Origin of the sequence: Streptomyces sp. CA-135486 (assembly GCF_050936555.1) — a bacterium.
Taxonomy (GTDB): Bacteria; Actinomycetota; Actinomycetes; order Streptomycetales; family Streptomycetaceae; genus Streptomyces.
Genome location: NZ_JBNJMM010000001.1, coordinates 3,969,148 through 3,993,021, shown reverse-complemented (window position 1 = coordinate 3,993,021; position 23,874 = coordinate 3,969,148). Strand labels below are relative to the sequence as shown.

Annotated in this window: 19 protein-coding genes and 4 pseudogenes; 14 read left to right on the top strand and 9 right to left on the bottom strand. The window is 69.5% G+C overall.

What is annotated here, in order from left to right:
* Positions 1-77: 77 nt before the first annotated feature.
* Positions 78-918, top strand: a pseudogene (locus ACQEVG_RS18015) (transposase); the annotation flags it as partial.
* On the opposite strand, the gene ACQEVG_RS18010 reads toward ACQEVG_RS18015, so the two are convergent.
* Genes ACQEVG_RS18010 through ACQEVG_RS18000 form a run of 3 tightly spaced genes read right to left on the bottom strand, consistent with a single transcriptional unit; the run spans position 860 to position 3,203 of the window.
* Entirely contained in the window at positions 860-1,888 is a 1,029-nt protein-coding gene (locus tag ACQEVG_RS18010) for an ABC transporter permease (protein ID WP_432984403.1), read from the bottom strand. The pseudogene ACQEVG_RS18015 and the gene ACQEVG_RS18010 sit on opposite strands and share 59 nt — an antisense overlap.
* Positions 1,885-2,811, bottom strand: coding sequence for an ABC transporter ATP-binding protein (locus ACQEVG_RS18005; protein WP_432984400.1), 927 nt, complete (start codon positions 2,809-2,811; stop codon positions 1,885-1,887). The genes ACQEVG_RS18010 and ACQEVG_RS18005 overlap by 4 nt, the downstream gene beginning before the upstream one ends.
* On the bottom strand, positions 2,808-3,203 hold the full coding sequence (locus ACQEVG_RS18000) for a GntR family transcriptional regulator (protein WP_432984397.1): 396 nt from the start codon (positions 3,201-3,203) through the stop codon (positions 2,808-2,810). The genes ACQEVG_RS18005 and ACQEVG_RS18000 overlap by 4 nt, the downstream gene beginning before the upstream one ends.
* Positions 3,204-3,789: 586 nt before the next feature.
* Between ACQEVG_RS18000 and ACQEVG_RS17995 the strand changes: the two genes are divergently transcribed.
* The 3 genes from ACQEVG_RS17995 (at position 3,790) to ACQEVG_RS17985 (ending at position 7,798) form a co-directional block, all read left to right on the top strand.
* The gene (locus ACQEVG_RS17995; RefSeq protein ID WP_432984394.1) at positions 3,790-6,885 is read left to right on the top strand and encodes a tetratricopeptide repeat protein; all 3,096 of its coding nucleotides are present in this window, start codon (positions 3,790-3,792) and stop codon (positions 6,883-6,885) included.
* A 408-nt stretch (positions 6,886-7,293) separates the two neighbouring features.
* Complete coding sequence (locus ACQEVG_RS17990) at positions 7,294-7,416, top strand: hypothetical protein (RefSeq protein ID WP_432984391.1); 123 nt, start codon at positions 7,294-7,296, stop codon at positions 7,414-7,416.
* Between the two features lie 154 nt (positions 7,417-7,570).
* Positions 7,571-7,798, top strand: coding sequence for a transposase (locus ACQEVG_RS17985; RefSeq protein WP_432984388.1), 228 nt, complete (start codon positions 7,571-7,573; stop codon positions 7,796-7,798).
* Between the two features lie 67 nt (positions 7,799-7,865).
* Here ACQEVG_RS17985 and ACQEVG_RS17980 read toward each other — a convergent pair whose 3' ends face one another.
* Complete coding sequence (locus ACQEVG_RS17980; protein ID WP_432984385.1) at positions 7,866-10,754, bottom strand: NACHT domain-containing protein; 2,889 nt, start codon at positions 10,752-10,754, stop codon at positions 7,866-7,868.
* 721 nt (positions 10,755-11,475) lie between these two features.
* Here ACQEVG_RS17980 and ACQEVG_RS17975 point away from each other — a divergent pair.
* From ACQEVG_RS17975 to ACQEVG_RS17965, 3 genes are read left to right on the top strand one after another with little or no spacing between them, the layout of a single operon-like run.
* Positions 11,476-11,739, top strand: a complete 264-nt coding sequence (locus ACQEVG_RS17975; RefSeq protein WP_432984382.1) for a hypothetical protein — start codon at positions 11,476-11,478, stop codon at positions 11,737-11,739.
* Between the two features lie 39 nt (positions 11,740-11,778).
* On the top strand, positions 11,779-12,213 hold the full coding sequence (locus ACQEVG_RS17970; protein WP_432984379.1) for a hypothetical protein: 435 nt from the start codon (positions 11,779-11,781) through the stop codon (positions 12,211-12,213).
* Positions 12,210-14,300: a hypothetical protein gene (locus ACQEVG_RS17965; RefSeq protein WP_432984376.1), complete on the top strand. Its 2,091-nt coding sequence runs from the start codon at positions 12,210-12,212 to the stop codon at positions 14,298-14,300. Before ACQEVG_RS17970 ends, ACQEVG_RS17965 begins: the two co-directional genes overlap by 4 nt.
* A gap of 428 nt (positions 14,301-14,728) precedes the next feature.
* Here the strand turns inward: ACQEVG_RS17965 and ACQEVG_RS17960 are convergent, their stop codons facing one another.
* Complete coding sequence (locus ACQEVG_RS17960) at positions 14,729-15,469, bottom strand: methyltransferase domain-containing protein (RefSeq protein WP_432984373.1); 741 nt, start codon at positions 15,467-15,469, stop codon at positions 14,729-14,731.
* 416 nt (positions 15,470-15,885) lie between these two features.
* On the opposite strand from ACQEVG_RS17960, the gene ACQEVG_RS17955 reads away from it, so the two are divergent.
* Complete coding sequence (locus ACQEVG_RS17955) at positions 15,886-16,260, top strand: hypothetical protein (protein ID WP_432984370.1); 375 nt, start codon at positions 15,886-15,888, stop codon at positions 16,258-16,260.
* A gap of 32 nt (positions 16,261-16,292) precedes the next feature.
* Here ACQEVG_RS17955 and ACQEVG_RS17950 read toward each other — a convergent pair whose 3' ends face one another.
* Positions 16,293-16,514, bottom strand: coding sequence for a recombinase (locus tag ACQEVG_RS17950; protein WP_432984367.1), 222 nt, complete (start codon positions 16,512-16,514; stop codon positions 16,293-16,295).
* Positions 16,515-16,626: 112 nt separating this feature from the next.
* Here ACQEVG_RS17950 and ACQEVG_RS17945 point away from each other — a divergent pair, with 112 nt between their 5' ends.
* Both ACQEVG_RS17945 and ACQEVG_RS17940 read left to right on the top strand, forming a co-directional pair.
* A complete protein-coding gene (locus tag ACQEVG_RS17945) occupies positions 16,627-17,274 on the top strand; it encodes a class I SAM-dependent methyltransferase (protein ID WP_432984364.1) in 648 nt (215 codons plus the stop codon).
* A gap of 241 nt (positions 17,275-17,515) precedes the next feature.
* Positions 17,516-17,776, top strand: coding sequence for a hypothetical protein (locus tag ACQEVG_RS17940; protein WP_432984361.1), 261 nt, complete (start codon positions 17,516-17,518; stop codon positions 17,774-17,776).
* Here ACQEVG_RS17940 and ACQEVG_RS17935 read toward each other — a convergent pair.
* Together ACQEVG_RS17935 and ACQEVG_RS17930 are read right to left on the bottom strand one after the other, a co-directional pair.
* Positions 17,769-18,103, bottom strand: a pseudogene (locus ACQEVG_RS17935) (ABC transporter permease); the annotation flags it as partial. The gene ACQEVG_RS17940 and the pseudogene ACQEVG_RS17935 sit on opposite strands and share 8 nt — an antisense overlap.
* A pseudogene (locus tag ACQEVG_RS17930) lies at positions 18,100-18,448 on the bottom strand (ABC transporter); the annotation flags it as partial. The pseudogenes ACQEVG_RS17935 and ACQEVG_RS17930, both read right to left, overlap by 4 nt.
* 26 nt (positions 18,449-18,474) lie before the next feature.
* Here ACQEVG_RS17930 and ACQEVG_RS17925 point away from each other — a divergent pair.
* The 3 genes from ACQEVG_RS17925 to ACQEVG_RS17915 all read left to right on the top strand — a co-directional run bounded on the left by ACQEVG_RS17925 (position 18,475) and on the right by ACQEVG_RS17915 (position 20,389).
* Positions 18,475-19,194 carry a 2OG-Fe(II) oxygenase gene (locus ACQEVG_RS17925; RefSeq protein WP_432984358.1) on the top strand — a complete coding sequence of 240 codons (720 nt, stop codon included), beginning with the start codon at positions 18,475-18,477 and terminating at the stop codon, positions 19,192-19,194.
* 91 nt (positions 19,195-19,285) lie between these two features.
* Positions 19,286-19,444 carry a hypothetical protein gene (locus ACQEVG_RS17920; RefSeq protein WP_432984355.1) on the top strand — a complete coding sequence of 53 codons (159 nt, stop codon included), beginning with the start codon at positions 19,286-19,288 and terminating at the stop codon, positions 19,442-19,444.
* 54 nt (positions 19,445-19,498) lie between these two features.
* A complete protein-coding gene (locus ACQEVG_RS17915) occupies positions 19,499-20,389 on the top strand; it encodes an aKG-HExxH-type peptide beta-hydroxylase (RefSeq protein WP_432984352.1) in 891 nt (296 codons plus the stop codon).
* Between the two features lie 270 nt (positions 20,390-20,659).
* Here ACQEVG_RS17915 and ACQEVG_RS17910 read toward each other — a convergent pair whose 3' ends face one another.
* The gene (locus ACQEVG_RS17910) at positions 20,660-21,319 is read right to left on the bottom strand and encodes an HAD family hydrolase (RefSeq protein ID WP_432984349.1); all 660 of its coding nucleotides are present in this window, start codon (positions 21,317-21,319) and stop codon (positions 20,660-20,662) included.
* 726 nt (positions 21,320-22,045) lie between these two features.
* Between ACQEVG_RS17910 and ACQEVG_RS17905 the strand changes: the two are divergent.
* Positions 22,046-23,247, top strand: a pseudogene (locus tag ACQEVG_RS17905) (IS110 family transposase).
* Positions 23,248-23,874 lie beyond the last annotated feature (627 nt).

Below are 23,874 nucleotides of genomic sequence, written 5' to 3'. Positions count from 1 at the left end.
GCGAAGAACGCTCCTGACCTGCAACGATGCGACTTGTCTAGGATCCAGGTCGTCGCGTGGAAAGAAGTACTCCTCGGGTGAAGAAGCATATCGGGTCCTACCCGCGTGTCCGTATCGAGGGCGGCTGTCGTTGGGTGGTCTCGCAGGCCGGTGGTGTACTGCTGGTCGAGGCCGTCCGCAAGACCGGCCTGGACGGAGCGATGTGCGGTGCTCGCGCCCGGGCGGCGTCCTCGGGCGGTGCAAGATCCGGGCAAAATCCTACTGGACCTGGCGCTCGCGGTCGCGCTCGGCGGGGACTGTCTGGCCGACGCAGGCATGCTGCGGGGCCGAGTCGGCCGTGTTCGGGACGGTGGCCTCCGACCCGACCGTCTCCCGGCTCATCGACGCCCTCGCCGCAGCCGGTCCGAACGCTCTGACCGCGATCCGGTCTGCCCGGGCCGAAGTCCGCGAGCACGTCTGGAAGTTGGCCGGGCCCTCGTCTCCGAACGCCGCAGGTCAGGTGATCGTGGACCTGGACGCGGTTGTGACCTGAAAGAAGACCTACGGTCACCATCCCGTGCTGGGGTTCGTCGATCACGGCAGTGGTGGGACAGGCGAGCCGGTGGCCGCGCTGCTGCGGCAGGGAAACGCGGGCAGCAACACTGCCGCCGACCACTGCCACCCAACTCGCCCTGGCCCAGCTGCCCAAGCGCGCGGGGCCGGTCCACCTTGATCCGCACCGACTCCGGCGGCGGCACCCACGAGTTCGTCGCCTGGCTCGCGAAGCGGGGCCGGTGGCTGCCGTACTCGGTCGGGATGACCATCACCGACGCCATTCACCAGGCCGTGCTGATGGTCCCGGCCTCCGCCTGGACGCCCGTCATGCGGGGGTTTTCTGGCGAGGCGAGATCCCCCCGGTACGGCGCTTCAGCATTCGGAACGCGGCGACGGCCAGCAAGGCGCCGATGGCGAGAGTGAAGGCGGTCGCGGTGAGCTGAAGGGGCCAGTAGTGGGAGAGGGGATGGTAGTCGCGGTAGTAGCTGACGGCGTCGAGCTCGTCGTACGTGGCGCGGCACTGCTGCAAGCTGCCGCTGTCGCATGGGTCGGGCAGCCGGCCGCCGGTGGAGGTGAGGACGCCCTCGTCGACCGTCAGCCCTGTGCCTGCCGGGCCGTCGGGCGTCAGCCTGCTGACACGGGTCACGCTGGGCCACAGGTGGGGCAGTGCCAGGTGGATGATGCCGAACACGCCGGCTGTGGTGACGACGGAGGTGATGAGCGCTGGCAGGGAGCGGCGCCAGACGAGGCCGACCAGGGCGCCGACGGCGAGGCCGACCAGGGCCAGGGCGACGGTGGTGGGGCCGCCTGCGAAGAAGTTCGAGCTGTCATACCAGGGCTTGGCCGTGTGGATTGAGCGGCCCCGCCCGGCGGACCAGGCGAGGTGATACAGCCCGACCAGCAGGCCGGTGCCGACGGCGATGAGCGCGGCCGGGACGGCGAGCTTGGCGGCGAGCCAGCGAGCCGGGGACACCGACTGGGTCCAGGCCAGTCGGGCAGTGCCCGTCTCCAGCTCCCGGCTGGTCAGCGTGGCGCCGGCCCAGGCGGCGACGAGGAAGGGGACGGCGAGGACAGCGACCATGGCGTACTGATAGACGTCCCTGTAACGCAGGATCGCGAGCTGGTCGTAGGCGCACGTCGCCGCCATGCCACATGCGTCGTACTGCCGCCATGCCGCCGCAGCGGCGTCGGTGAACGGGCCGCCCAGCCACAGCAGCCCGGCCGAGACCACGAGCACGAGCCCTGCCCAGGCACACAGCGCCGGGCGGTGCAGGCGCAGCAGCCACCGGGTCTGGCGGGGCGCGGCGGAAGGACGCCGGATGGGTGCGGGGGCGGTGGAGGCAAGGCCGGTCATGCGGTCGTCTCCTGGGACTCGGCGGGGATGCGTATGGGGTCGAGCGTCAGTGGGGGCGCTGCCGGGCTGCGCAGGTGGGCGAGAACCAACTCCTCCAGGGAGGGCTCACTGGTCTGCCAGTCGTCGGGCAGGGGGCCCGCGGGGCGGATGAGGGCGGTGAGCTGGCGGCCGGTGGTACGGGAGACCACCACGGTGTTCGGGCCCAGGTCGCAGACAGTGCCGGTGGGGGTCTCACGTGCGGGGCCGGTGATCAGGGTGTGGGCGGCCAGCAGGTCGTCGATGTCGCCCGCCAGGCGAGCGCGGCCGTCACCGATCAACAGCAGGTAATCGCAGGAGTCCGCCAGCTCGGCGATCAGGTGCGAGGACAGCACGATCGTGGTGCCGTACTGGGCGGCTGTGCCCATGAGGATACCCATCAGCTCGTGCCGGGCCAGCGGGTCGAGGTCGGCCATCGGCTCGTCCAGCAGCAGCAGTTCAGGCCGCTTGGCCAGGGCGAGAGCGAGCACCACGCGGGTGCGCTGGCCGCCGGAGAGCGAGCGGATCCGGGCGCTGGGGTCCAGGTCGCCGCCGGCCACGACCCGCTCCGCGGTGGCTGCGTCCCAGCGGCCGGGGTTGAGGTCGGCGCCCATGCGGAGCGTCTCGGCGACGGTGAGCTGCGGGTACAGCGGTTTGTCCTGGGCGACGAACCCGATATTCGGCCGGGCGTCGGCCGGGTGCCCGCCGAGCACGGTGACCGTGCCCTCGGTGGGGGCGATCAGCCCGGCAGCGAGGGCGATCAGCGTCGACTTGCCCGCACCGTTGGGTCCCACGAGCGCGCAGACGCGTCCGGTGGGCAGCTGAAACGTGCAGTCGCGCAGCGCCCAGTCCCCGCGCCGTGAGAACCGCTTGCCGAGCGCGGTCGCCTCGATGGCGGTCGTTCTCATCGCTGTTCCTCTCGTGTGTCTTCGAAGTACTCGTCCAGCACGGCGGCAAAGAACGCGGCCACGTCGTCCCGCACCAGCCCGGCCGCCCGGGCCCGCTGCGCCCACTCGGCGAGTTCGGCCCGCAGCGGGGAGTCGCCAGCCGCGGTGCCGAGCGATCTGCGGACGAAGGTGCCGAGCCCGCGCCGGGCCTCGACCAGCCCCTCCCGCTCCAGCTCGCGGTACGCCTTGAGCACCGTGTTCGGGTTGACGGCAGTGGCCTCCACGACCTCGCGGGCCGCGGGGAGCTTGTCACCGGGCTCCAGCAGGCCGAGCCGCAGGGCCTGCTTGGTCTGCTGGACGATCTGCAGATAGGTGGCAACGCCGCTGCGCCGGTCGATACGGTATTCGACCATCCGGCAGACCATCCTTTCACTAATTGAGTAGTGAAAGGGTGGACCGAGGAAGGTCCGCTGTCAAATCCGTGCGTCGGCCGCGGCGTCCCCGTGTGTTCGGATTCGGGGTGTCGGTAAGGCTTGCCCCACCAGTTGCACGGGATCGATTCAGCCAGGTCGCCCCGGCCGGGGCCGCGGCGATATTTGGCTGCACGGGTGTCTAGCGGATTCCGCGCTTGATCCGGAGCGAGGAAACAGGCGGGACTCGGTCATGATTCTGGGGGAATCAGTCACGGTTGCGGATCAACAGGGCCTGGCGCGTGGGGCGTTCATTGCAGTCGAGAGCGTCTGACCGGCCACGATCGTCTCGGGGTACGCAGGGCGTGTGCGGTGACGCGAAGGGCTCGGCTTCGAACGGCGGCGGCAGCGGCGGATTCCCGAACGGCCGCTCGGTAGCCGCAATGGTGAACGGGGCCGACAAGCCACCGGGATCCGGGCAGCGCCAAGTGCCCTGCCGTGTTGGAGAAATGCCACCAGATTCGTGCGATTCGTCAATGATGGTGCGATGAGTCACGCCACGGAGGGCGAGCCGGTGAGGCGCCCGCGGGTGCTGGAGCAGGCCAAGGTGGGATGGCCTCCTTCGCTGCGGGAGCTGAAGGACCTGCTGTACCAGGTGTATCTGTCTGCGGGCGCGCCAAGTCTGGATGAGATCACCGCGGACATTGCGTGCGACGACGGGCTACCGGGCGCTCCGAGCCGGGACACCATCCGCCGCTGCATCAGCTCACCGAACCTGCCGCCCAGTCAGGCCGATGCGGTCAGCGTCGCCGTCGTACTCGCACGCCGCGCGCGCTGGGAAGCGGACGACCATGCCGCCCGGGTACGCCGCCTTTGGGTCAGGGCGCAGATGGCCGTCCCTGCGGGCAAATCCGTCGCGGAGTTCACCGACCCGTTCGTCCTGGAGGTGCACCGCGCCATCGACACCGGCCCCCCGCCCGGCGGGACGTCGCTGCCAGCACTGCCGACGTACATCGAGCGCGACCACGACAGGCGGCTGAGTGGCATCGTGGCGGAGGCCGCAGGGGGCACAAGCCGACTGGTGGTGCTGGTGGGCGGGTCGTCCACCGGGAAGACCCGGGCCTGCTGGGAGGCCATTCACGCGCTGCCCGACGGGTGGCGGCTGTGGCACCCTTTCGACCCCACGCGTCCCGAGGCGGCCCTCGTCGAACTGGATCAGCTGGCGCCGCGCACGGTGGTCTGGCTCAACGAAGCCCAGCACTACCTCCTCACCCCCGCCGGAGACTTGGGCGAACGCGTCGCCGCCGGACTCCGCGCGCTCCTCCACGACCCCTGCCGGGGACCGGTGCTGGTCCTGGGCACCATTTGGCGTGAATACTGGGCCACCCTCACCTCTCCGGAAGGCTCGATTCCCGGAGACCCGCACGCCCAGGCACGCGCTCTGCTCAGCGGTCATGACCTTTCCATCCCTCCAACCTTCACCACGGCCGATCTCCGGAACCTGGCCGGCAAGGCACAGGAGGACCCACGGCTGGCGCACGCCGCCGAACGGGCCGAGGAAGGGCAGATCACCCAGTATCTGGCAGGCGCCCCCGCCCTGATCGAGCGCTACCGCGCCGCACCCGATGCTGCCCGGGCGCTGATCGAGGCCGCCATGGACGCCCGCCGTCTCGGCCACGGTCGCGATCTCCCCCTCGCGCTGCTGGAGACCGCCGTTCCTGCCTATGTCACCAACGGCCAATGGCAGAGCCTTGCTCGTAACCCTGGCTGGCTGGGAAAGGCATTAAACTATGTCGAAGCCGACTGCCGCGGAGCGCTGGGCCCACTGACCCGTCAGATTCCCCACCCGGGTGAACCGCACCCTGCTCAGGCGTGCTACCGCCTTGCCGACTACCTGGAACAGCACGGCCGCGAACACAGACGGACCACCCGTATCCCACCCGCCCTCTGGGACGGCCTATTGGCCCGCGGGGCGTCCGGCGATCACGACGTCCTGGGCTCGGCAGCGTACTCCCGTGGCTTGTTCCGTATTGCCGTCAACTTCCACGCGAGCGCCGCGCAGACCAGTTGCCAAGCCATTCTCAAGACCGCGAAGCGTCTGCTGCATGCGGGACGGACCTCCGAGGCGCTTGCCTGGTACCGACGTGCCGTCGACGCCGGCCATACGGGTGCGCTGGTGGAAGCGGCTCCGTTGCTGGAACAGGTGGGCCGCGCCGGGGAGGCGCTCGCCTGGATCCAGCGTGCCGCCGCTGCCGGACAACCGCTCGCCATGTTCCAACTCGCAGGCTGGTTCGGGCAGATGGGGCGGGTGGAGGACGCGCTCGCCTGGTACCAGCGCGCTGCGGATGCCGGCCTCTCGGGTGCAACGCGAGCGGCCGTTGAGCTGCTGGAGCGAAAGGGACGGGGCGAGGAGGCCCTTGCCTGGTATCAGCGCCTGGCCGCGGCGGGCCAGCCCGGTGCTCTGCACGAGGCCACCGCCCAGTTGCTCCGGGCAGGGCAGGTTGACGACCTGCTCGTCTGGCTGCGGGCAAGCGCCGAGGCGGGTGATCCCGTCGCCCTGCGCGAAGCGAGCGTGAGACTGGAACGGATGGGACGGGGCCATGAGGCGCTTGACTGGCTGAGGTCGTGCGCCCAGGCGGGTCATCCGGATGCTCCGCGAGTGGCTGCTCAGCTGCTCGGGCGGATGGGGCGAGGCCATGAGGTGCTCGACTGGATGAGGTCGTGCGCCGAAGCCGGAAGTCCCGGCACGCTGCGACCGTTGGCCATGGCTTTGGGAAAGCTAGGCCGGGTGGAGGAGGCCCTTTCCTGGTACCAGCGTGCCGTCGACGCCGGCCAACTCGGCGCGCTGACGGACGCGGGTGGGCTGTTGTGGCGGCTGGATCGCGTGGAGGAGGCGCTCGCCTGGTACCAGCGGGCCATCGAGGCCCACCAGCCCGGCATCTTCGGCCGGGTGGCGGGACTGGGCCAGTCGAAGCGGACCGAGGAGGTGCTCGCCTGGTTGCGGTCACAAGCCGACGCCGGATCCGGCGACGCTCTGGCCGAGGCCGCCTGGTTGCTGGAACGAGTGGGGCGTACTGGGGAGGCGCACGCGTGGTATCAGCGCGCGGCCGATGCCGGACAACCGTTCGCGATGTCGGGACTCGCCGACAGGTTGGAGCGGATGGGGCAGGTGCAGGAGGCGCTCACCTGGTACCAGCGCGCCATTGAAGCCTCCCGGCCGTCCACCGGCAGGTACGACGAGCTCTTGGGCCACGACATGGCAGAACTCGCCGACAAGCTGGAGCGGGAGGGCCGGGTGGAAGACGGAATCGGCTGGTATCAGCGCGCCGTCGAAGTCGGCTCGCCCTACGCCATGGAGCAAGCCGTCATCAGGCTGGAGCGGGCGGGGCGGGTCGATGAGGCTCTTACTTGGCTGCAGTCATGCGCCGAAGCCGGTCATCCCGGCGGCCCTCTTTCGTGGGCAGCGTGGTTGCTGAAGCGCTCGGGGCGGGCGGAGGAGGGGCTCGCCTGGTACCGGCGCGCGGCGGAGGTCGGCGAATGGGCCGGGTGGTGGGGAGCGGTGGAGGTCTCGAAGAGCATGGGGCGGTGTGAGGAAGCGGAGCAGCTGAGACGGTACGGCTGGGAAGCGGACGGGATGATCGCAGCTCCTTGGGATGCGGTACCACCTGCGATCGGGCCTCGTTGAAGTGTGCGGTGATCGGTACGGCGACTGGTACTCAAGCCGCCCATCGTGATCTCGCTGATGGGTTCGCTCGGCGGTCCATCGGAATGGACAGCCGTATGACGAGGGTCATCGGTGCGTGCCGCTCGTGCCGTTGCGCCGTCGCCGAGTGTGCGCTCGCGCTTCACAAGCCGGTTGGGCCGGTTTGCCCGGGGCGACACCGGCGCCGGGCCCGGTACGCAGCAGTGCCTCGTGTCGCGACTCATCGCACGGTGTGCCCCTGTCCAGGCCCTCGGCAGGACCTGACCAGCACCGATTCCGCCAAGGAGCGGGCCGCTTGTCGCAACTCGGAGTCGATCTTCTTGAGGGGGCGAACGTGGAGAGCGAGCCGGCCGGCTCTGCATATCTGCTGATCGCGCCCCTGGAGGTCCCATGCTCCGCAAGCGACTGACCCGTCGTGAGCGCCTCACGTTGATCACTGCCGTCCTCGGCGGTGTCGTCTCGGGTGCGGCCCGAGCCGGCATCGCCTGGCTGCTGGGTCAGCCCTCCTCATAGTTCCGAATCCGGTCTCGGGGGCCGCGACGAGTCGGCCCCCGAACGCCCACCGACGCAGCCTTCGCGGATAGAGATCGCTGGAGCGTGTCTTCAAATGATCTCGGGTGGTGGATCACGGGGTCGTGATACGTCGCCATGAACTGTCCGATGCCGAGTGGGAGTTTGTCCGGCCGCTGCTGCCCGGGGCGTTGCGGGGCCGAAGCGGCTGGACGGCAGGATCCTGAACAGGATCGTGTGGAAGTTTCGGACCGGAACGGCCTGGCGGAACATGCCCCAGCGTTACGGGTCATGGGCCACGCTCCACACCCGTTTCCGCAGGAGCCAGTTGCGCGGCGATCCTGGGCGTGCCCACCGGCGGGAAACTCTCCTGCTGAGGCACTGAACGCTGCCAACCCCCACAAAACGACCGCGGGCCGGGGAGAGCCACCCTCCCCTGACCCGCAGTCCTGTCACGTCCGGTCGGCGACGGCAAGCTGTTCCTGGAGCCGGGCGTGGCGGAACTGGTAGACGGCCCCCGCCTGGCGCAGGACGCCCCGCCGATGAGCCTCGTCGAGGAACGCCATGAGCCGCCATGGCAGCCTGCCCGTCCCGCCCAGCCACAGGCGGACGACGAGCAGCCAGCCCCAGGCGCTCAGGGCGATGGCCAGCAGGCCGACCGGCAGCCAGACGACCAGGGGCAGCCCCATGCTGCTCTGACTCATCGGCAGCGACCTGAGCAGGAAGACGCCGAGCGTGGTCCCGAACGCCATCACGACGATGCCCCGCGTGACCGCCGTCGCCCTGTCGCTGCGCAGGCCCGCCAGTGGGTTGGACGCCCGTGCGACGTCGACCGGAGTGGCCAGCCACCGGTGCACCCCGGCCGCGACACCGGTGATCACGCCGATGCTGAGGCCGAATGCCAGTCCGAAGGTCAGCGCGGCTTCGAAGAGGCGACGGGGAGGGACGGCGTACAGCCAGTCTTCGGCTCGTGGTGGCAGTTCGTTCTGCAACCCGGTGTCGTCGGCGAAGACGCCGTTGGGCAGCCCCACGCGCGTCCCGCCCCGGGAGAGGTGCAGCTCCACGGGGCCGTAGAAGGCGGTGCATTCCGGCTCGTGGTCGCAGTCCCGGACCTCGTCCGCTCCGAACCATGCGTAGCTCCTGCCGTCCCACGTGCTGACGGCTCCGAGCACCGGTCCGGGAGTACGGACGAACCGCGTTCCGTCCGGGTGCCTGCCGTAGTGCCAGCCACCCGTCGTGCGGGCGTACACGCCACCGTCCGCCGTCCGGTGCACGACGGCGCCGGACGGGAAGTCGGCGTTCATGGAAGCCCGTGCGCCCAGCGTCGAGGCATGGGCCAGGCCGAACGCGGCCCCCAGACACAGACCGCCGAGCAGACCGACGGACAGGGGCCGCAGCAGAGCCCGGCCGGGACGACGGCGTCGCTCCCGCCTGATCACCGGTGCCGCCGCCCGGCCGGTGACGCCCGGCCACACGGCGAGCGCGACGACGAGCCCGGCCAGCGCGCCGATCGCCAAGGACACGGGCTCGGAGACGAATTCGGTCCCGAGCACGAAGGCGACGAAGGCCGCCAGCAGGACGGCTGCCACGCTCAGCACGCCCAGGACGGGAGACCGGAGCCTTTGGCGCCCGAGAAGCGGCATGGTGGACGGGCGGACGTCTCCGGCAAGACCGAGAACAGCGAGCATCGTCGCGGTGGCAAGACCGGCGGCCATCGCCGCGGCGACCGGGCCCAGCCGTCCGCCGGCGTTGAAATGGATCGGGCTGAAGTCCCCCCAGGCGAATCCGAGACTGCCGGCGGACCCGACGGCAACCCCCAGGGGCGCGGCGACCGCGACCGACAACACCAGCTCGCGCGGTATCCACCACCGTCCGGCCGGCTGTCCGGAACGCGCCGCCCGGCCGGGTTCCGCCCATGTGCGGCCGCGCGACAGGACCACGTGTCCCGTACAGACTCCGGCGACGAAAGCGATGACTCCGGCGAGTGCTGTCGTGGGCTCCCCCAGGCCGATGGTGACCGCCGTCGCCATGCATCCCAGGAGCAGCACCGGCCCAAGGCGCCTGAGCAACCACGGCAGTGCCAGCCGCAGTTCCCACCATGCCAGGTCGCGGGTCCCCCGCCGCTCCAGATGCCGGGCCAGAAAGCGGAGCCAGTGCCCGGCCCGGTCGGCGTCGGGGGCGTCCCCGAAGGCCGCGGGTACGAACGCGTCGAGGAGGTGTTGCTCCAGCGCCTCCGGGCCCCAGAAGCGCCCGTCTTCGAGCAGCTCCATGGGATCGGCGCCCGTGTCGCCGTACACCGTGCGGGCCATGGCCACCATCAGCGGTGTGCCGAGGACCTGCCGCAGGGCGGCGCCGGACGGGTCCCCGGGGTGTGCGCGCAGCCGCGTGAGGACGGGGTCCCAGCACGTCGAGCGCTGTCCGTCGCTTCCCCTCAACGGGCGGGCGGTACGCACCAGATAGCGGCTCGCCTCCTCGAACGACAGCGGCTGGAGCTCGACCACGGCCGCCGAGGTGAAGATGTCCCCCGCCTCCACCACCTCCCCGTACACCTGCGTACGACAGGTCAGCAGCACCGGACTGCCGGGGTCCAGCTCCGCGTTCAGCCGTCGCACGGCGTGGGCCCGCAGGGGTGCTGCGAGTTCGTCGAGACCGTCGAGGACGGGCAGGATACGCTCGGCGGCCAGCAGCTCGCCGCCCCAGGTGGCACCCGGGTACGTCTGCGCGATATGGGCCGCCATCCAGGCGCTCAGGGTCTCGCGGTCCGGCTGCCAGGCGGCGAGCGGGAAGACCACGGGAACGGGCGCGCCGGGCTGCCATCGCTTCAGCGCGTCCAGGGCGTAACGCACCGCGAGCACGGTCTTGCCGCCGCCCGGCCCGCCGAGAACCACCAGCCGCCGTGACGGCACCCGGTCGACGACGGCGGTGACGTTCTCCAGCCGGTCGCTCAGGTCCGCCGGACCGCCGATGTTCTCCTGATGATCGGCCAGCCAAGCCTCGGCCCGGGTCCAACGAACGGACAGCGGCTCGGGGTCCTGAAGCCGGCGCAGCCGCCACTCCTCGGTCCACTGCTCCCCGACGGCGTCGGCCAGTTGCCGGGCCAGTCGGTCGAGCCGTTCGTCCGACGCGGGCCGGCCGTCGCCCGCGGCGGGCTCGCGCATCCGCGAGACGGCGAGTCCGGTCACGGACACGGCGAGGCCGAGTACGGAGGTCAGGCCCGAGGTTTCGTAGAGATCGCCGTTTGCGCCCGCGACGACGAAGACGAGGCCCGTGACGAGCACGGCCGCAACCCAGGCTCCGCGAATCGTCCAGATCCCGCCCATGCCGCGCCGCCCATACCGCATTGCACGGCCCCCCGTTGCGCCTCGTCCCGCCCGAAGAATACGCTCAGCGACCGTGTGATCGCGGTACGAATGCGGAACTCGCGGGACTGTGCGTTCCCTCCCGGCCCGCGGTCACGGTGCCGCGCCGGACGGAATGTCCCAAAGACCCACGACAGCTGCGGGTGTCCCCGTCCAGCAGACTCGTGCCCACGTTGCGCCGCGCGTGTCCCGACGGCACCTGGGAGTCGGCGTTCCCCATGCCCGACCGGCGATTATGGCCGGGATCCGCTGTTACCGGGGCTCTCCGTTTCGCACTGGACGAGCCCCGGCGACGCCTCGAGCTCCCCAACGGATCGGTGACCACGCCGGGAGCTCCTGGAAGGTCATGTCGACGGGTGCGCGCACGAAGCCCACTGTCTCTCCTTCGTGAGGTGCCCTGCAGTCCGCCAGGACAGGCAACGCTTCGTCGGGCGTGCGCTGCTCGTTGAGGCAGTCCACCGGCTGACCCGTTGGTGACGTGATACGGGTCTCCGAGCTCGCGGAAGCGACCCACCGGTCCGGCGATTGATACGGTCTTGCTGTAGACCAGACAGGGCATGGACCGTACGCCGCCGTCCCAGGCCTCGCTGCCCGGCAGGAGGGCGTATGCCCTCGCGTCCGCCATCCTCCTCACGGTGTCCTTGAGCAGTTTCCCGCAGACGGCGTTGCCGTTGCGCTCGGCGTCGTCCAGGGAGACGGGCTGGTGGTTCGCGACGACCCGACCGTCCGGACTGTTGGCGCAACGCACGGCATTGAGGCGGGGCTCGCCGCCGAACTTCCTCTCGCCGCGCCACTTCATGGAGGCGACCGACAGTTCCACCCAACTACCTCGACGACTGCCGAGTTGCTACCGGACGCCGAAGGCAGTCGCGGTCTCGTTCTCCTGGACGCGGTGGTCGACACGTGCGGCGTGGTCGCTGTGACCGAAATCGGCAAAACGGTCTGGTTCGAGTGCGCGTCGCGCTAGGGTCCCGATCCTGATTCGTACGGACTGGGGGGATGGGCGATGCTCACCGAGGCGATGGTGGCGGCTGCTGCGGCAGGAGGCACAGCGGTGGTGGAGGCCGCCGGCTCGGATCTTTGGGCTTGGTTCCGGACGCGGTGCGCCCGGCTGGTCGGCCGGGGTGATCCGGGCCGCGAGAACGAGGCGCTGGACCGGCTGGACCGAACCGCCGCCGTTCTGGACGCCGCGGACGAGGATGAGCGGGAGCAAGTGCGCGATAGGCACGCTCGGTTGTGGCAGGGCGAGTTCTCGTCGCTGCTGGAGAGCCTGGAAGAGGCCGACCGGGAGCGGTCCATGGCCGAACTGCGGTCCCTGAAGGAGGAGTTCGGCGACGGTGTCGCCGGACTGGCCGTCTCGGGCAACACCTTCCACGGGCCCGTGGCCTTCCAGACCGGCAGCCACAGCCGTCAGGACAACCACTTCGGGACGGCAGGGTGAGCGGTCACGAACCCGGTGAGGTGACCGGCAACTCCTTCCACGGTCCCGTCGCCTTCCAGACCGGTGCACACAGCACCCTGAACGTGAACCACTATGCCGTGCCCCCCTCACCGCTCGACGCATCGGCCAACGAGCTGGCCAGGGTGGTGGGCGCCCAGTGGGACGAGGAGGCGCAGTGGCGGCGGCTATTGGTGCCCGCTCCGCTGCCGGTGCGCTGGCGGGTGACCAACCGGAAGGTCACGGACCGGGTCGCCGGTGCGACCGCCGAAGGGAGAAGGGCCCGGTTCGCCCCGCTGCCGGGTCTGGCCGCGGTCACCCGCGAGCAGCTGCGCCGGGGCGGCGCCCTCGACGAGCTGCACGCGGTGTACGGCGGGCTGGCCTCGGGCCGGATATTCCTCGTGGGGTCGCCCGCGGCGGGCAAGACGACTGCCGCGGCGCTGTTGCTCCTCGACGCGCTGCGGCACCGCGCTGATGCCGCCCCGCAGGACAAGGCGCGCATTCCGGTTCCGGTACTGCTGACCTTGGACGGCTGGGATCCGGCCCGGGAGAGCCCGACGGAGTGGGCGGCCGGCTGGCTCTCCCGCCAATACACCCTGTTCCAGGGTCGGGGCGGGCGCGAGCTGGCCCGGCGACTGCTCAAGTCGGGCCGAATCGCGCTGTTCCTGGACGGGCTGGACGAGGTCCGCGGCAAGCTGCGGAATGCCATGGTGAGCGCGCTGGAGACGGCGCCGTTCCGGCTGATCCTGATCTCCCGGGCCAAGGAGGCCGTGCTGACGGCGAAGTGGGCCGGCTTGGGCGGTGCGGTGGCTCTGGAGATCCTGCCCCTCGTCCCGTCCGACGCAGCCGAGTATCTGCTCGACAAGTTTCGCGAGCAGCCACCACCCGCCTGGCGAGCACTCACCGAGCGCCTTCTGCACGAACCCGAGAGCGCGGTGGCCAAGGCACTGGCCAGTCCGCTTGCAGTCACCTTGGTGCGCGACGTCTACGCCGACGGCAGCCCGGTCGACGAACTGCTCGACGACAGCCGGTTCGCCAGCCGCGAGGCGATCGAGGACCACCTGCTCGACTGCGCCGTCGCCGCCGCCTACACCCCACGGCCGGGAGACAGCCCCCGGTGGTCCCCCGAGACCGCCGAGCGGACCCTGCGGTACATCGCCCGGCGGCTCAGCCAGGACAACAGCTACGACCTGCCGTGGTGGCACATCCCCGGCTGGACGCACCCCCGTCCGCGGGCGCTCGCCGTATGGGCGGCGGTCACAGTGGTGTGCGGGGTGCCCAGCATCGTCCTGGTCTGGATGCTGACGCACTCCGTGTACACCTGGCTGATCGGCATCCCCTCCGCACTCGTTGGCGGGTGGGCGGCCGGCGACCGCTTCACGGAGCTCAGCGATCCGCAGCGGCTGGAAAGCGCGGGATGGCGGGACACGCTGGAGAGCGCCGGTTGGCGGGACATCTTCACTCGCGGAGCGGTGGTGTCGGGGGTGGTGGAATGGCTGGCGACAGGCACCTTGGCGACCCTGACCAGTCCACTGCTCCCGGGCAACAACACGCCACCCGCCTGGCTCTGCTACCTCACCACACTGCCGCTGGGGTTCACTGGGGCGCTGGTGACGGGCCGCGGGTACCGGATCGTGGCCGGGACACCGTTCCTGTCCGCCGGGGCGGGCTCCTGGTACGACGATGTGCGGGAGTTCTACAGCCGCCCTCCCGTGGCGGACACCCGCTCGATCGGTCCGCGCGAGGCCTGGCGGCACCACATCGGACTGCGTCTGGTCCTCGGCCTGCTCACCGGACTCGCGGCGGCACTGCTCACCGCGCCTCTCCTCGCCTGGTGGGTCGGGCTCGGGGCCGGTTTGGTGAGTGGGGTCTCGGCGGCGCTGGTGGTCGGCGTCATGACCGGACCGGTCGGCAACCTCGCCGTCGCCACCGCCCTCACCGCCGTACAGCTCTCGACAGAGGAAGGCACCCCGGTACGTCTGATGGGCTTCCTCGAAGACGCGCGCCGCCGCAACCTCCTCCGTGCCACCGGGCCCGTCTACCAGTTCCGCCACGCCCGTCTGCAGAAGCGCCTGGCTGCGCGGGAGTGATCAACTCCGCGCCCGGTCCTTCTCCAGGACCGCCACCGGATACTTCCGCGCCGTGGCAGAGCCTCGCGCCACGCAGCGAAGAACTCCTTCGTCGGCCGCGCCGACGGCGGGATCCGCAGCCCGAAATCCCCACGGCCCACAGGCAGGTTGAACGCATCGACCGGCGATTCGACCACCGCGCCGAACCGGCGGCGGATCTCGCCGGCGTACCGCTGTTCCAGGAAGGCGTACCTAGCGCTGGGTGGCTCAAGCCCGTTTCAAAGGTCGAGTTGTACGCGGCGATACGCCATGACGCTCGGGTCGAAGGGCTGTCCAGCAGGGCTTTGTCGGCCAAGTACGGGTTGGGCCGCAGGACGGTTGCGATGGCCCTGGAGTCGGTGTGGCCAGCGCCGAACAGCAAGCCGCTGCCGACTGACCCCGCGTCCAGGCTATCCGCGGCGGGCGATCGTGATGATCTCCCGGCTGGCACTGGTGAGGTGCTCCCGGTCCCAGTCGCCGTACTGAGCCTCGATCTCGAAGCCCGCGTCGGCAAGGAACGCGTTGAGCGCCGCGACATCGAGGAACCGCAGGCTCTCGCTCAGGACACGGAGCACCGTGCCGTCCGGCTCGGCCACCGTCCCGCGGATCGTGACCACGTCGCCGATGACGGAGTCGACATCGTGCCAGTAACGCAGAGCGCGGCCGGCATCATCAACGACCTCAGCCACGTCGTCCGGGTTCGACGAAGTCCACTCCTCCCAGGCCCGAGCCTGCGGATGCCGCGTCTCGAACACGAAACAACCACCACGGCGCAGGGCCCCGTGGACCGCGGTGAGCGAAGCGCGCACGTCGTGATCGGTGAGCAGGTCCTGGAAAGCATGGCCGGTCATCGTCGCAAGATCGAAGTCGGCGCCGCTCTTCGCGTCCGCGGCCGTGCCCTCAGCCCAGTCGACATCGGCCCGGCGCCGGGCCCGGTCCAACGCGGCGCGGTCCGGGTCCAGGCCGACAAGCCGACCGTGATGGCCACGCTCACGTGCGAGCTTCAGCATGGCGCCGGTGCCACAACCGACATCCAGGACCGACTCCGCACCCATCACCAAAGGGAAGTAGAAGCGGTCTTCGGGCCGCTGGTCGGGATCCCATGGGTTCAGTACGTCATACAGCGCGGCAGCGTCAGCATCTGAGTACACCGCGCCAGTGTCCACTCACTCCGACCAGCTATCAACCGATTTGATCCACAACAGGACGGCCGCTAACCCGGCACGTCACCGGCCACAACCGCCATCCCCGCTCGACGACCTGGCCCCGGCCGGGTCATGCGGGCAGCCGCACGGAAGCGGCACCCGGGTGGAGTCACTTCTCACCCACAGGTCGGTCGTCGTTGGCCATCGCGAATCCGCGAGACGAGGGGGCGGCGGGGTCAGGGCCTGCGACCGAGCTATGCGCCCGTTCGGCAGCCGCACCGCCACGTGCCCGGGCCACGCGGCCAGCCCGGTGTACTCGACGACGTCGGCGTCCACGGTCTCCGCGTGCTTGATCTTCCGCCATCTCTGCACTTTGCAAGGCGACGCGGCGGCTGATGTGTGAGCGAGCGTAGGCTGCCCACATGATCGTCCGTTGTGTTCAGATCATCAGCCCGACGAGCGGTGAGGTCGTCAATGATCACCCGGGGATCCGGATCGGCGTGGAATACCCCGTCCTCGAAGTCATCACCACTGTGCGCAGTGTGCTGCTGCGGATCCCTGAGCACCCCGACATCACGGCAGAGCGGGAAACTCCTGGCTTGTGGGATGCGGCAATGTTCACCGTTCTCAGCAGCCGGCTGCCCGACTGTTGGGTCGCAGAGTTGGGAAATGGCCAGCTGACGTTGGCGCCGAAGGAATGGCAGCGCCCAGGCTTCTGGGACGACTACTTCGATGACGAGCCGTCCGCTGGTGCCGAGTACGAACGTCTGCGGGCGGAGATCCTCTCGCAGGCATGAGCGCGTAGTGATGATCGCTGGTGGTTGACCTGTCACTCGCGGTGGGGACGGGTGGTCGGGAATCCGAGGGCTACGGGCGGTCGACTGGTGAGCCGCGCGACGTCGGCCTGCTTGCTGCGGACGAACGTCAGGGCCATGTCGATCCCCTCCATCTCGCCGAGCCATCGCTCCTGGTCAGCACGTTTCCGACGGAGTATCAGGTCTTTCTCGATCTCGGCGAGCCTGGGCAGCATCCTCGGGTTGGCCTGCAGCATCGGGCAGCGGATGCATGCTTCCCTGAACTGGCGATAGCCCGGGCGAACGGGCGGGAGGCAAGATTATGACTCTCTCAGCTCGCCTCGGGGGCCAGGAACTACTGTCGCGAGCATGGTCGAACACGATGCCCTCAGTGCCACCCGCGAGGCTTACGACGCTGCTGCCCCCACTTATGCGCAGCTGTTCCGCGACACGCTGCGTGACAGTCCACTGGACCGCGCGATCTTGGGTGCCTTCGCCGAGGTCGTAAGTGCGAGTGGGGACGGTCAGGTCGCCGACCTGGGGTGTGGGCCTGGCCATGTCACCGCATACCTAGACGGGCTGGGGCTGGCGGCGTTTGGTATTGATGCCTCTCGTGCGATGATCAAGTTGGCTCGACAGGCCTATCCGGGCCTGCGGTTCGACGTGGGCTCGATGGCCGCGCTGAACATCGCTGACGGCGTGCTGGGCGGCGTACTCTCGCGTTGGTCCATCATCCACACTCCGCCGGAGGAACTCCCCGTCATCCTGGCGGAGTTCCACCGCGTGCTGGCACCTGGCGGCCACCTTCTGCTCGGCTTTTCGGCAAGCGATGCTCCGTCTCACCCGACGCAGGGCTTCGATCACACAGTCGCGCCGGCCTATCGGTGGTGGCCTGATCACCTCGCCGCGATGCTGCGCCAGTCCGGGTTGGCCGAGGTAGCCCGGATGGTCCGTGAGCCTCAGCCCACCGACCGACGGCAGTTCCAGGAGATTCAACTGCTCGCCCGCAAAGCCTAGGCAGGGGCGATTCATGATCAGGGCTCACCGCCCGTTCGAGTTCCGATTTTGCCGAACGAGGGGACTCCAAGGCCCCCGTCGTCCAGGTCGAGGGGGCGGGCGCCGCTCAGCTGGTCCCACTACCGCCATGACACCGCAGGCAGCGACGGCGGGCCCGAGACCGCGCAGGTCGGCCTGTTCGCCACCTCTCTCGACGACCTGACGCTGCGGCCCGTCGGCCCCCGGCGGGGCCACGGAAGAGGTGCGCTTCACGCAGGCCGGCGGTGCCTTCGACAACGTCGTTGCCAAGAGCGCACCCTCCGCCGAGGGCTGGAGGAGAGACGCCGTCGGCGAGATGAACCAGACGGACTGGGAGAAGTACCACGGTGCGATTGACGATCACGACCGGCTCCGGCAGTACCAGCAGCCCGTCAGGTACGACGATGTCGCGGTCCCGGTCCAGGGTGCTGATGTCAGCGGGCTCGAGGGTGGCTGCGGCAGCCATCACCGCGGCGTCCGATGAGCACCGAGCCGCGGTGGGCGCCATCGTGCAGAAAGCGGGCGATGATGCCCTCGGTCATGTCGTTGGAGGCAGACACCGCGGTGCCGATCGTGGTGCTGCCGATGGTCATCAGCAGCAGGCCCGGCACGAGGTAGGCGATGTATCGGAGCGGTCGGCGCCGCCGCCGCTGATGCCCGCGCTCATTCGCCGAAGATGCAGACGAACAGCAGCAGCATGATCGGCGTGAGCAGCAGGTTCAGAATCAGGGATGTATAGCGCCGGGCGGGCAGCAGGTTGCGGCGCAGCATCGTGGGACGAGTCGCGTACGGCGAGGGAGAGGGAGCTTATCGGACAGCGTCCTTGGACTGGTTGGGGACGCCGGCGCCGCAAGTCAGGGCGAAGAACACGTCGTCGAGGTCGGGTGGGTGCACGGTCAGCTCGTCCGCCTCGATACCGGCCGAGTCCAGCCAGTCGAGGATGGAGCGCAGCCCGGCTGGCTGCCGCCGCTGGGGATCTGCAGCGACAGCGACTCGTCGTCCGCGTGACCTCGCGCAGCGCGAAGGCGGCGGACTGGTAGTCGGCCGGGTCGGTGAACCGCAGCCGGACGTGCCCGCCCGGGATGAGCCGCTTCAGCTCCTCGGTGCTCCCCTCGGCGGTCTTCCCGTCGTTGAGCACGGCGATCCGGTCGGCGAGCCCGATCCCGCAGACGGAGGCGAGCAATGATCCACATCGCAGAAACGCTGTCCATCCGCACCGTGGAGGGCTTCCTCACGCCGACCGAGACCGAGCGCCTCAACCGCGTCATGGACGACGCGCTCAGTTCTCTCGGGCGCGACCAGTACGGCACGGGCCGCCGTACCACCATCCACGAGATCCCCGGCCACTCCCCCGCCCAGGCACAAGAGGTCTACGAGCCGACCGGCCGGATCGAGATGACCGAGATCCCGTACGAGGCGACCGCCCTCCTCGACCAGGCCCTGAAGCACCATATGGCCAGCATTACGCGCACTCTGCCGTCGGTCACCAGCCACCGGCCATGGATCTACCTCGAATACGGCATCGGCCAGTACATCACCCCTCATGCCGACGGCATCGCCCCCGATCCACTCGACCGGCCCCGCCAGATCGCCGCCGCCACGGTCACACTCACCGACACCCAGGACACCGGCGGCGCGTTCTACGTCGAGACCGCGGGCAGCGACATCCTCTGGGCCGATCACGAGGCGCCGGCCGAGTCGGGCTACGCCCCCGGCATGCGCTTCGTACACGACGGGACGGACATGTCCTCGCCCTGGTTCCAGACCATGCCCCGCACCCGGTGGAGCGTCGCGCCCGCTCCCGGGGCGTTCGTGGTCTTCGGCAGCCAGCTCGTCCACGGCACCGAGCCCGTACGCACCGGCCGCGTACGCAAGTTCCTCACCCTCCTCATCTCCGAATAGGGAGCTTGCCGCCATGACCGGACCCCGCGGCCCGCCCACATCCGCACCTGACTCCCACCCCCACGGCCCCGATCAGAGGAGAGAGCGAGCAGTGGCAGACGACAAAACGTTCGACGAGTTCCTGGAGGCGGTCGCGTCCCTGCGCGACAGCGACGCCGTGCGCACCACCGCACATACCTCCAACGCGGCTACCGAGACCTGGCTCGCCGTCACGGCCGAGCCCGGTGCCACCGAGCCCACCACGTCCTGACCCGCCTTCGGGGCCGGACCAGCCGGGTCCGGCCCCGTTCTCCCTGGAGCACAGATGAGCAGTCTCTCCCCGGAAGCTCTGGTCACCCTCGACGGCATTGCCGGCCACCAGCACTTGAGGACCAGCCGCATCGCCTCCGTACTCGGCAACCGCCTCCCCTCGTCAGCCCTCGACTACGCCGTCGCCCACCACCTACTCGAAGGCGCCGAACACGCCGCACGCGCCCGGGACGCGGACCTCCTCGACTGGTGCCGCAACACGAGGACGCGAGACCTGAGGCATCTGTCGGTCGGCCCGCACATCCTCCTCAACCCGCGTCCCGACGACCTGCTCCGCTCGGACATCTCCGAAACCGCGTACTACCTCGTACGCCCCGACACCAGCCCCGCCTCGCCCGAAGCCCACGCCCAGGTTCGGGCCGCCCTCGTCTCCGCCGCCGAGCACGGCTTCGGCACGCTGCTCACCCAGCAAGCCTCCGTCATCTGCCTGCTCAACCGCCGCGGACTCGACGAGACCCTCCACAGCTGGGCCCTGACCCGCCTCCCGGGCACCGTCTTCACCGACTACACCGCCCACCACGAGATCCTGGCCCGCGACCTGATCCACGAAGCAGCCCACAACTGGCTCAACGACGCCCTGGCCGCACACGACGTGAGCCTCCCCGGGGACGTCACCTTCTTCTCACCCTGGCGAGGCACCGACCGACCTGTCTTCGGTTTCCTCCACGCGTGCTGGGCATTCGCTCTCACCGTGCTGTACGCACGAGCGGCTCGGCACAGTGCCACGGGCGCCGTCGCCTCCTTTCTCGACAGTCACTTGCGCCAGCAGGCGGTCCGGTTCGCCACGGCTGCCAAGTGCCTCGAGAGGGCCCTCTCATACGTCTCCGCGGACAACGTCCGTGATCACATTGGACACGCGGTCGGGGAGGCCGTGGGCCCGGCATAGCCTCTGCCCGAGTCCGGCGGCAGAGTGCGGCATCGAGCATTTACGGACCGGGGCACTCGCGAGACCGCGTCGACCAGCAGGGAGGTAGGACCTCTGGCCTCAGTTCTGGTCTCAGGTGTCCCACCCGGGCCCAGTCCGGACGGGGCACCCTTAACGCTCCGTTGCAGCTCAGGACACGTACGGCCCCAACCGGACCGCCGTACGAAACATTTGCAGAACGAGCGGTGCGTCCGAGACCTTGACGATCGTTCTACGACTGGCGTACGGCTGTCAGCGCTCTCCAGCGTTGAACTTGGCGATCTGCTCGGGCAGTTCCGCGAGCGAATCGATGCGCATCGTGGTGATCGAGTCCGCATCCGGGTCGCGCTGCTGAATCGTGCCCCACGGCCCACGCCGAATCAGAGCTGTCAGAAGCCCAGCTTGCACGGCGGGGCGAATGTCGTTGTCGAGCCGGTCGCCGACGTACAGGATCTCGCCCGGCTCGGCAGGCGTCGCCTCAATGACGTGGTCGAAGAACCTCACGTCCGGCTTCGACGCTCCCCAGTCGTCGCTGGTGGCGATCAGGTCGGACGGAAGGTCCAGCTCACGCAGCAGGCCGCCGGCCCGCACGGTCTGGTTTCCCGCGATGCCCACCCACAGGCCGGCCTCCCGCAGCGCGGCCAGCGTGGGCCGCACATCGGGGTAGAGGTCGTCCTCGCCGAACCATTCCGGCTTCCCGGCTGCCGCGCGCTCCTCGCGTTCCTCGGTCAGGTCGAACCCCGGGCGGAACTCCTGGAACGTCTCGCGGTAGTCGCGACCCTGCGCGATGACCGCACCGAACATCGACGCGAACGTATGCCGCGGCACCCCCAGCCAGTCCGCCCACGTCCCGTACTCCCGGGTCTCGTCGACAAGACACTCACCCACGTCGAAGACCACCGCACGAATCATGCTCCGCAGGTTAGGCGGTGCAGCTCGGGGAGTAGGCAGCCCCTTCAGACTGCGGCTGAATACCCACCCCATCCCTGACCTGATCACGCGAGACGACTGGTGGCCTCGCCGCCCCTGCGGCAAGCGGAAGCGGGAACGTCACCCTTCCGCTTGTGTGCGGCGTGGCGAGCCCGGTACGACAGTCACCATGTACCGATGGTCGCCGCTCAACGATCGCCAGCTGACCTTACTCACCCGCATCGGAGAGGGAACGGATCCCGTTACCTCTGAGAGCCCGGAACTCGCCATCACCGCTCGTGCCCTCAAGGGCCGGGGCCTCATCACCATGCCTAAACATGGCGGGAGGTGGCAGGCAGAGATCACTGACGCCGGGCGCTTCTACCTGGAGCATGGCCATCACCCTGACCTACCCGAGCGCGCTCCGTGCAAGCAACGGTCGCTGGTGTCCGAGCCGAAGCCAACGGTTGCCCCTCGTCGACAGGCGGCGCCCCCCATTACCTTCTTGGTGGCCCTGCAATGGGGCGCCCGGCCTCCGGAGTTGGCATGACTTTCTCCCCCTGTCGAACGCATGGCCTGGGGGGTGGTGTCACCGGCTCCGGAGGCATCGACAGACCGCTGATTAGGGGCATGACCACCGGCTTCTTCGCAGGTCGGGAGGCTCTTCGTAATGTGGATGTGGCGATCGGTGCCGTGGGACGGCCGGGCGGGAACGACCAGAGGACGCACGTGATCGACGTCAGCGACATCGGCGCCTTCCTCGGACTGGACGTCGGCAAGGGCGAACACCATGCCACCGCCGTCACCCCGGCCGGGAAGAAGGCGTTCGACAAGCGGTTGCCCAACAGCGAACCCAAGCTCCGCGAGGTCTTCGGCAAGCTGCAGGCCAAGCACGGGACTGTGCTGGTGATCGTGGACCAACCGGCCTCCATCGGAGCCCTGCCGCTGGCGGTAGCCCGGGACATGGGCTGCCCGGTCGCCTATCTGCCGGGCCTGACGATGCGGCGGATCGCCGACCTCTACCCCGGCGAGGCCAAGACCGATGCCCGCGACGCCTTCATCATCGCGGACGCCTCCCGCGTCATGCCGCACACCCTTCGCTCGGTCGAGCTCGAAGACGAGACCATCGCCGAACTGGAGATGATCGTCGGGTTCGACGACGACCTGGCCGGCGAAGCAACCCGCGTCTCCAACCGCCTGCGAGGCCTGCTGACACAGATCCATCCGCACCTTGAGCGGGTTCTCGGCCCCCGCATCCAGCACCCAGCCGTCCTCGCCCTGCTGGAGCGATTCGGCTCGCCGGCCCAGATCCGCAAGGCCGGGCGCCGCAGACTGATCACACTGTTACGGCCGAAGGCACCGCGGATGGCCGAGCGCCTGGTCGAAGACATCTTCACCGCACTCGACGAACAGACCGTGGTCGTTCCCGGCACGGACGCGGCAGCGTTGATCGTCCCGAGCCTGGCCCGCTCGCTGACCGCCGTCCTTGACCAGCGCAAACTACTGGCCGGACGGATCGAGGAACTGCTGGAGGCCACCCTCTTTCCAAGGTCCTGACCTCGATGCCGGGGATCGGCGTCAGGACCGGAGCAAGGATCCTCATCGACGTCGGCGACGGAAGCAGTTTCCCGACCGCCGCCCACCTCGCCGCCTACGCGGGTCTCGCCCCGGCGACGCGGAGTTCGGGTTCGTCGATCCGCGGCGAACAACCATCCCGGCGAGGAAACAAGCAGCTCAAACGCGCCTTCTTCCTGTCCGCGTTCGCAGCCCTGGCCGACCCGGCCTCCAGGACCTACTACGACAAAAAGATCAGCCAGGGCAAACACCACACCCAAGCCCTCCTATGCCTCGCCCGACGCAGAGCCGACGTGCTCTTCGCGATGCTCCGCGACGGCACCTTCTACGAACCCCAACCCGCCCCTTCACCTTGACCAAACCCATAGGGGCACCCCCCCCGAAACGACGCCCACGCCACCGCGTGCCGCGAAGCCGCCACGGCAGTCACCAGCGGAAGTCGGCACGGCCTTGATCGCGGAGGTACAGAAGGCCGGTCGGTTCCTTCGGATCCCGGACCCAAGCGAAGAGGAGCGGGCCCGCTACCGCAGGGCGTTCGACGCCGCGCGGCAGTGTGCTCCCGAGGGCTACCACCTGAAGTACAGCGGGCGCGCGAAGGGTGACTTCTTCCTCGGCCTGCTCCGGGTGACCGGCGGGGACGACACCGAGTGGAACCGGATCCGCCTGGCACGCAGTCGTGTGATCACCGACGTGGAGGACGTGATCGCGGCGGTCACCGCAGACCACAGCGCCTTCGAGATCTCGGACGAGGTGCTCCCACGGGTGTTCTCCCTCCTTCGGCTCCTCGCCGAGCAGGCCACTCGCACGGCACGGAGAGATCGCGGTGTCCAAGAAGCGCCGGCAACCGAGGCCACTGCTCACCGTCTACGGCAGGACCACGAGATCAGCTTCCGCGAGCGGCAGAAGCAAGTTCGATACGTGCCCAAGCAGCCGGGCCGGCGAACGTACGACTGGCAGCGGGTCACCCCAGCGCACCGGTCCGA

What these genes read in the sequence shown, in the direction of transcription:
- ACQEVG_RS18010 (WP_432984403.1), bottom strand. Translation starts at nt 1,888, where the DNA reads ATGACCGGCCTTGCCTCCACCGCCCCCGCACCCATCCGGCGTCCTTCC.
- ACQEVG_RS18005 (WP_432984400.1), bottom strand. Translation starts at nt 2,811, where the DNA reads ATGAGAACGACCGCCATCGAGGCGACCGCGCTCGGCAAGCGGTTCTCA.
- ACQEVG_RS18000 (WP_432984397.1), bottom strand. Translation starts at nt 3,203, where the DNA reads ATGGTCGAATACCGTATCGACCGGCGCAGCGGCGTTGCCACCTATCTG.
- ACQEVG_RS17990 (WP_432984391.1), top strand. Translation starts at nt 7,294, where the DNA reads ATGCTCCGCAAGCGACTGACCCGTCGTGAGCGCCTCACGTTGATCACT.
- ACQEVG_RS17980 (WP_432984385.1), bottom strand. Translation starts at nt 10,754, where the DNA reads ATGCGGTATGGGCGGCGCGGCATGGGCGGGATCTGGACGATTCGCGGA.
- ACQEVG_RS17970 (WP_432984379.1), top strand. Translation starts at nt 11,779, where the DNA reads ATGCTCACCGAGGCGATGGTGGCGGCTGCTGCGGCAGGAGGCACAGCG.
- ACQEVG_RS17955 (WP_432984370.1), top strand. Translation starts at nt 15,886, where the DNA reads ATGATCGTCCGTTGTGTTCAGATCATCAGCCCGACGAGCGGTGAGGTC.
- ACQEVG_RS17950 (WP_432984367.1), bottom strand. Translation starts at nt 16,514, where the DNA reads ATGCTGCAGGCCAACCCGAGGATGCTGCCCAGGCTCGCCGAGATCGAG.
- ACQEVG_RS17945 (WP_432984364.1), top strand. Translation starts at nt 16,627, where the DNA reads ATGGTCGAACACGATGCCCTCAGTGCCACCCGCGAGGCTTACGACGCT.
- ACQEVG_RS17925 (WP_432984358.1), top strand. Translation starts at nt 18,475, where the DNA reads ATGATCCACATCGCAGAAACGCTGTCCATCCGCACCGTGGAGGGCTTC.
- ACQEVG_RS17915 (WP_432984352.1), top strand. Translation starts at nt 19,499, where the DNA reads ATGAGCAGTCTCTCCCCGGAAGCTCTGGTCACCCTCGACGGCATTGCC.
- ACQEVG_RS17910 (WP_432984349.1), bottom strand. Translation starts at nt 21,319, where the DNA reads ATGATTCGTGCGGTGGTCTTCGACGTGGGTGAGTGTCTTGTCGACGAG.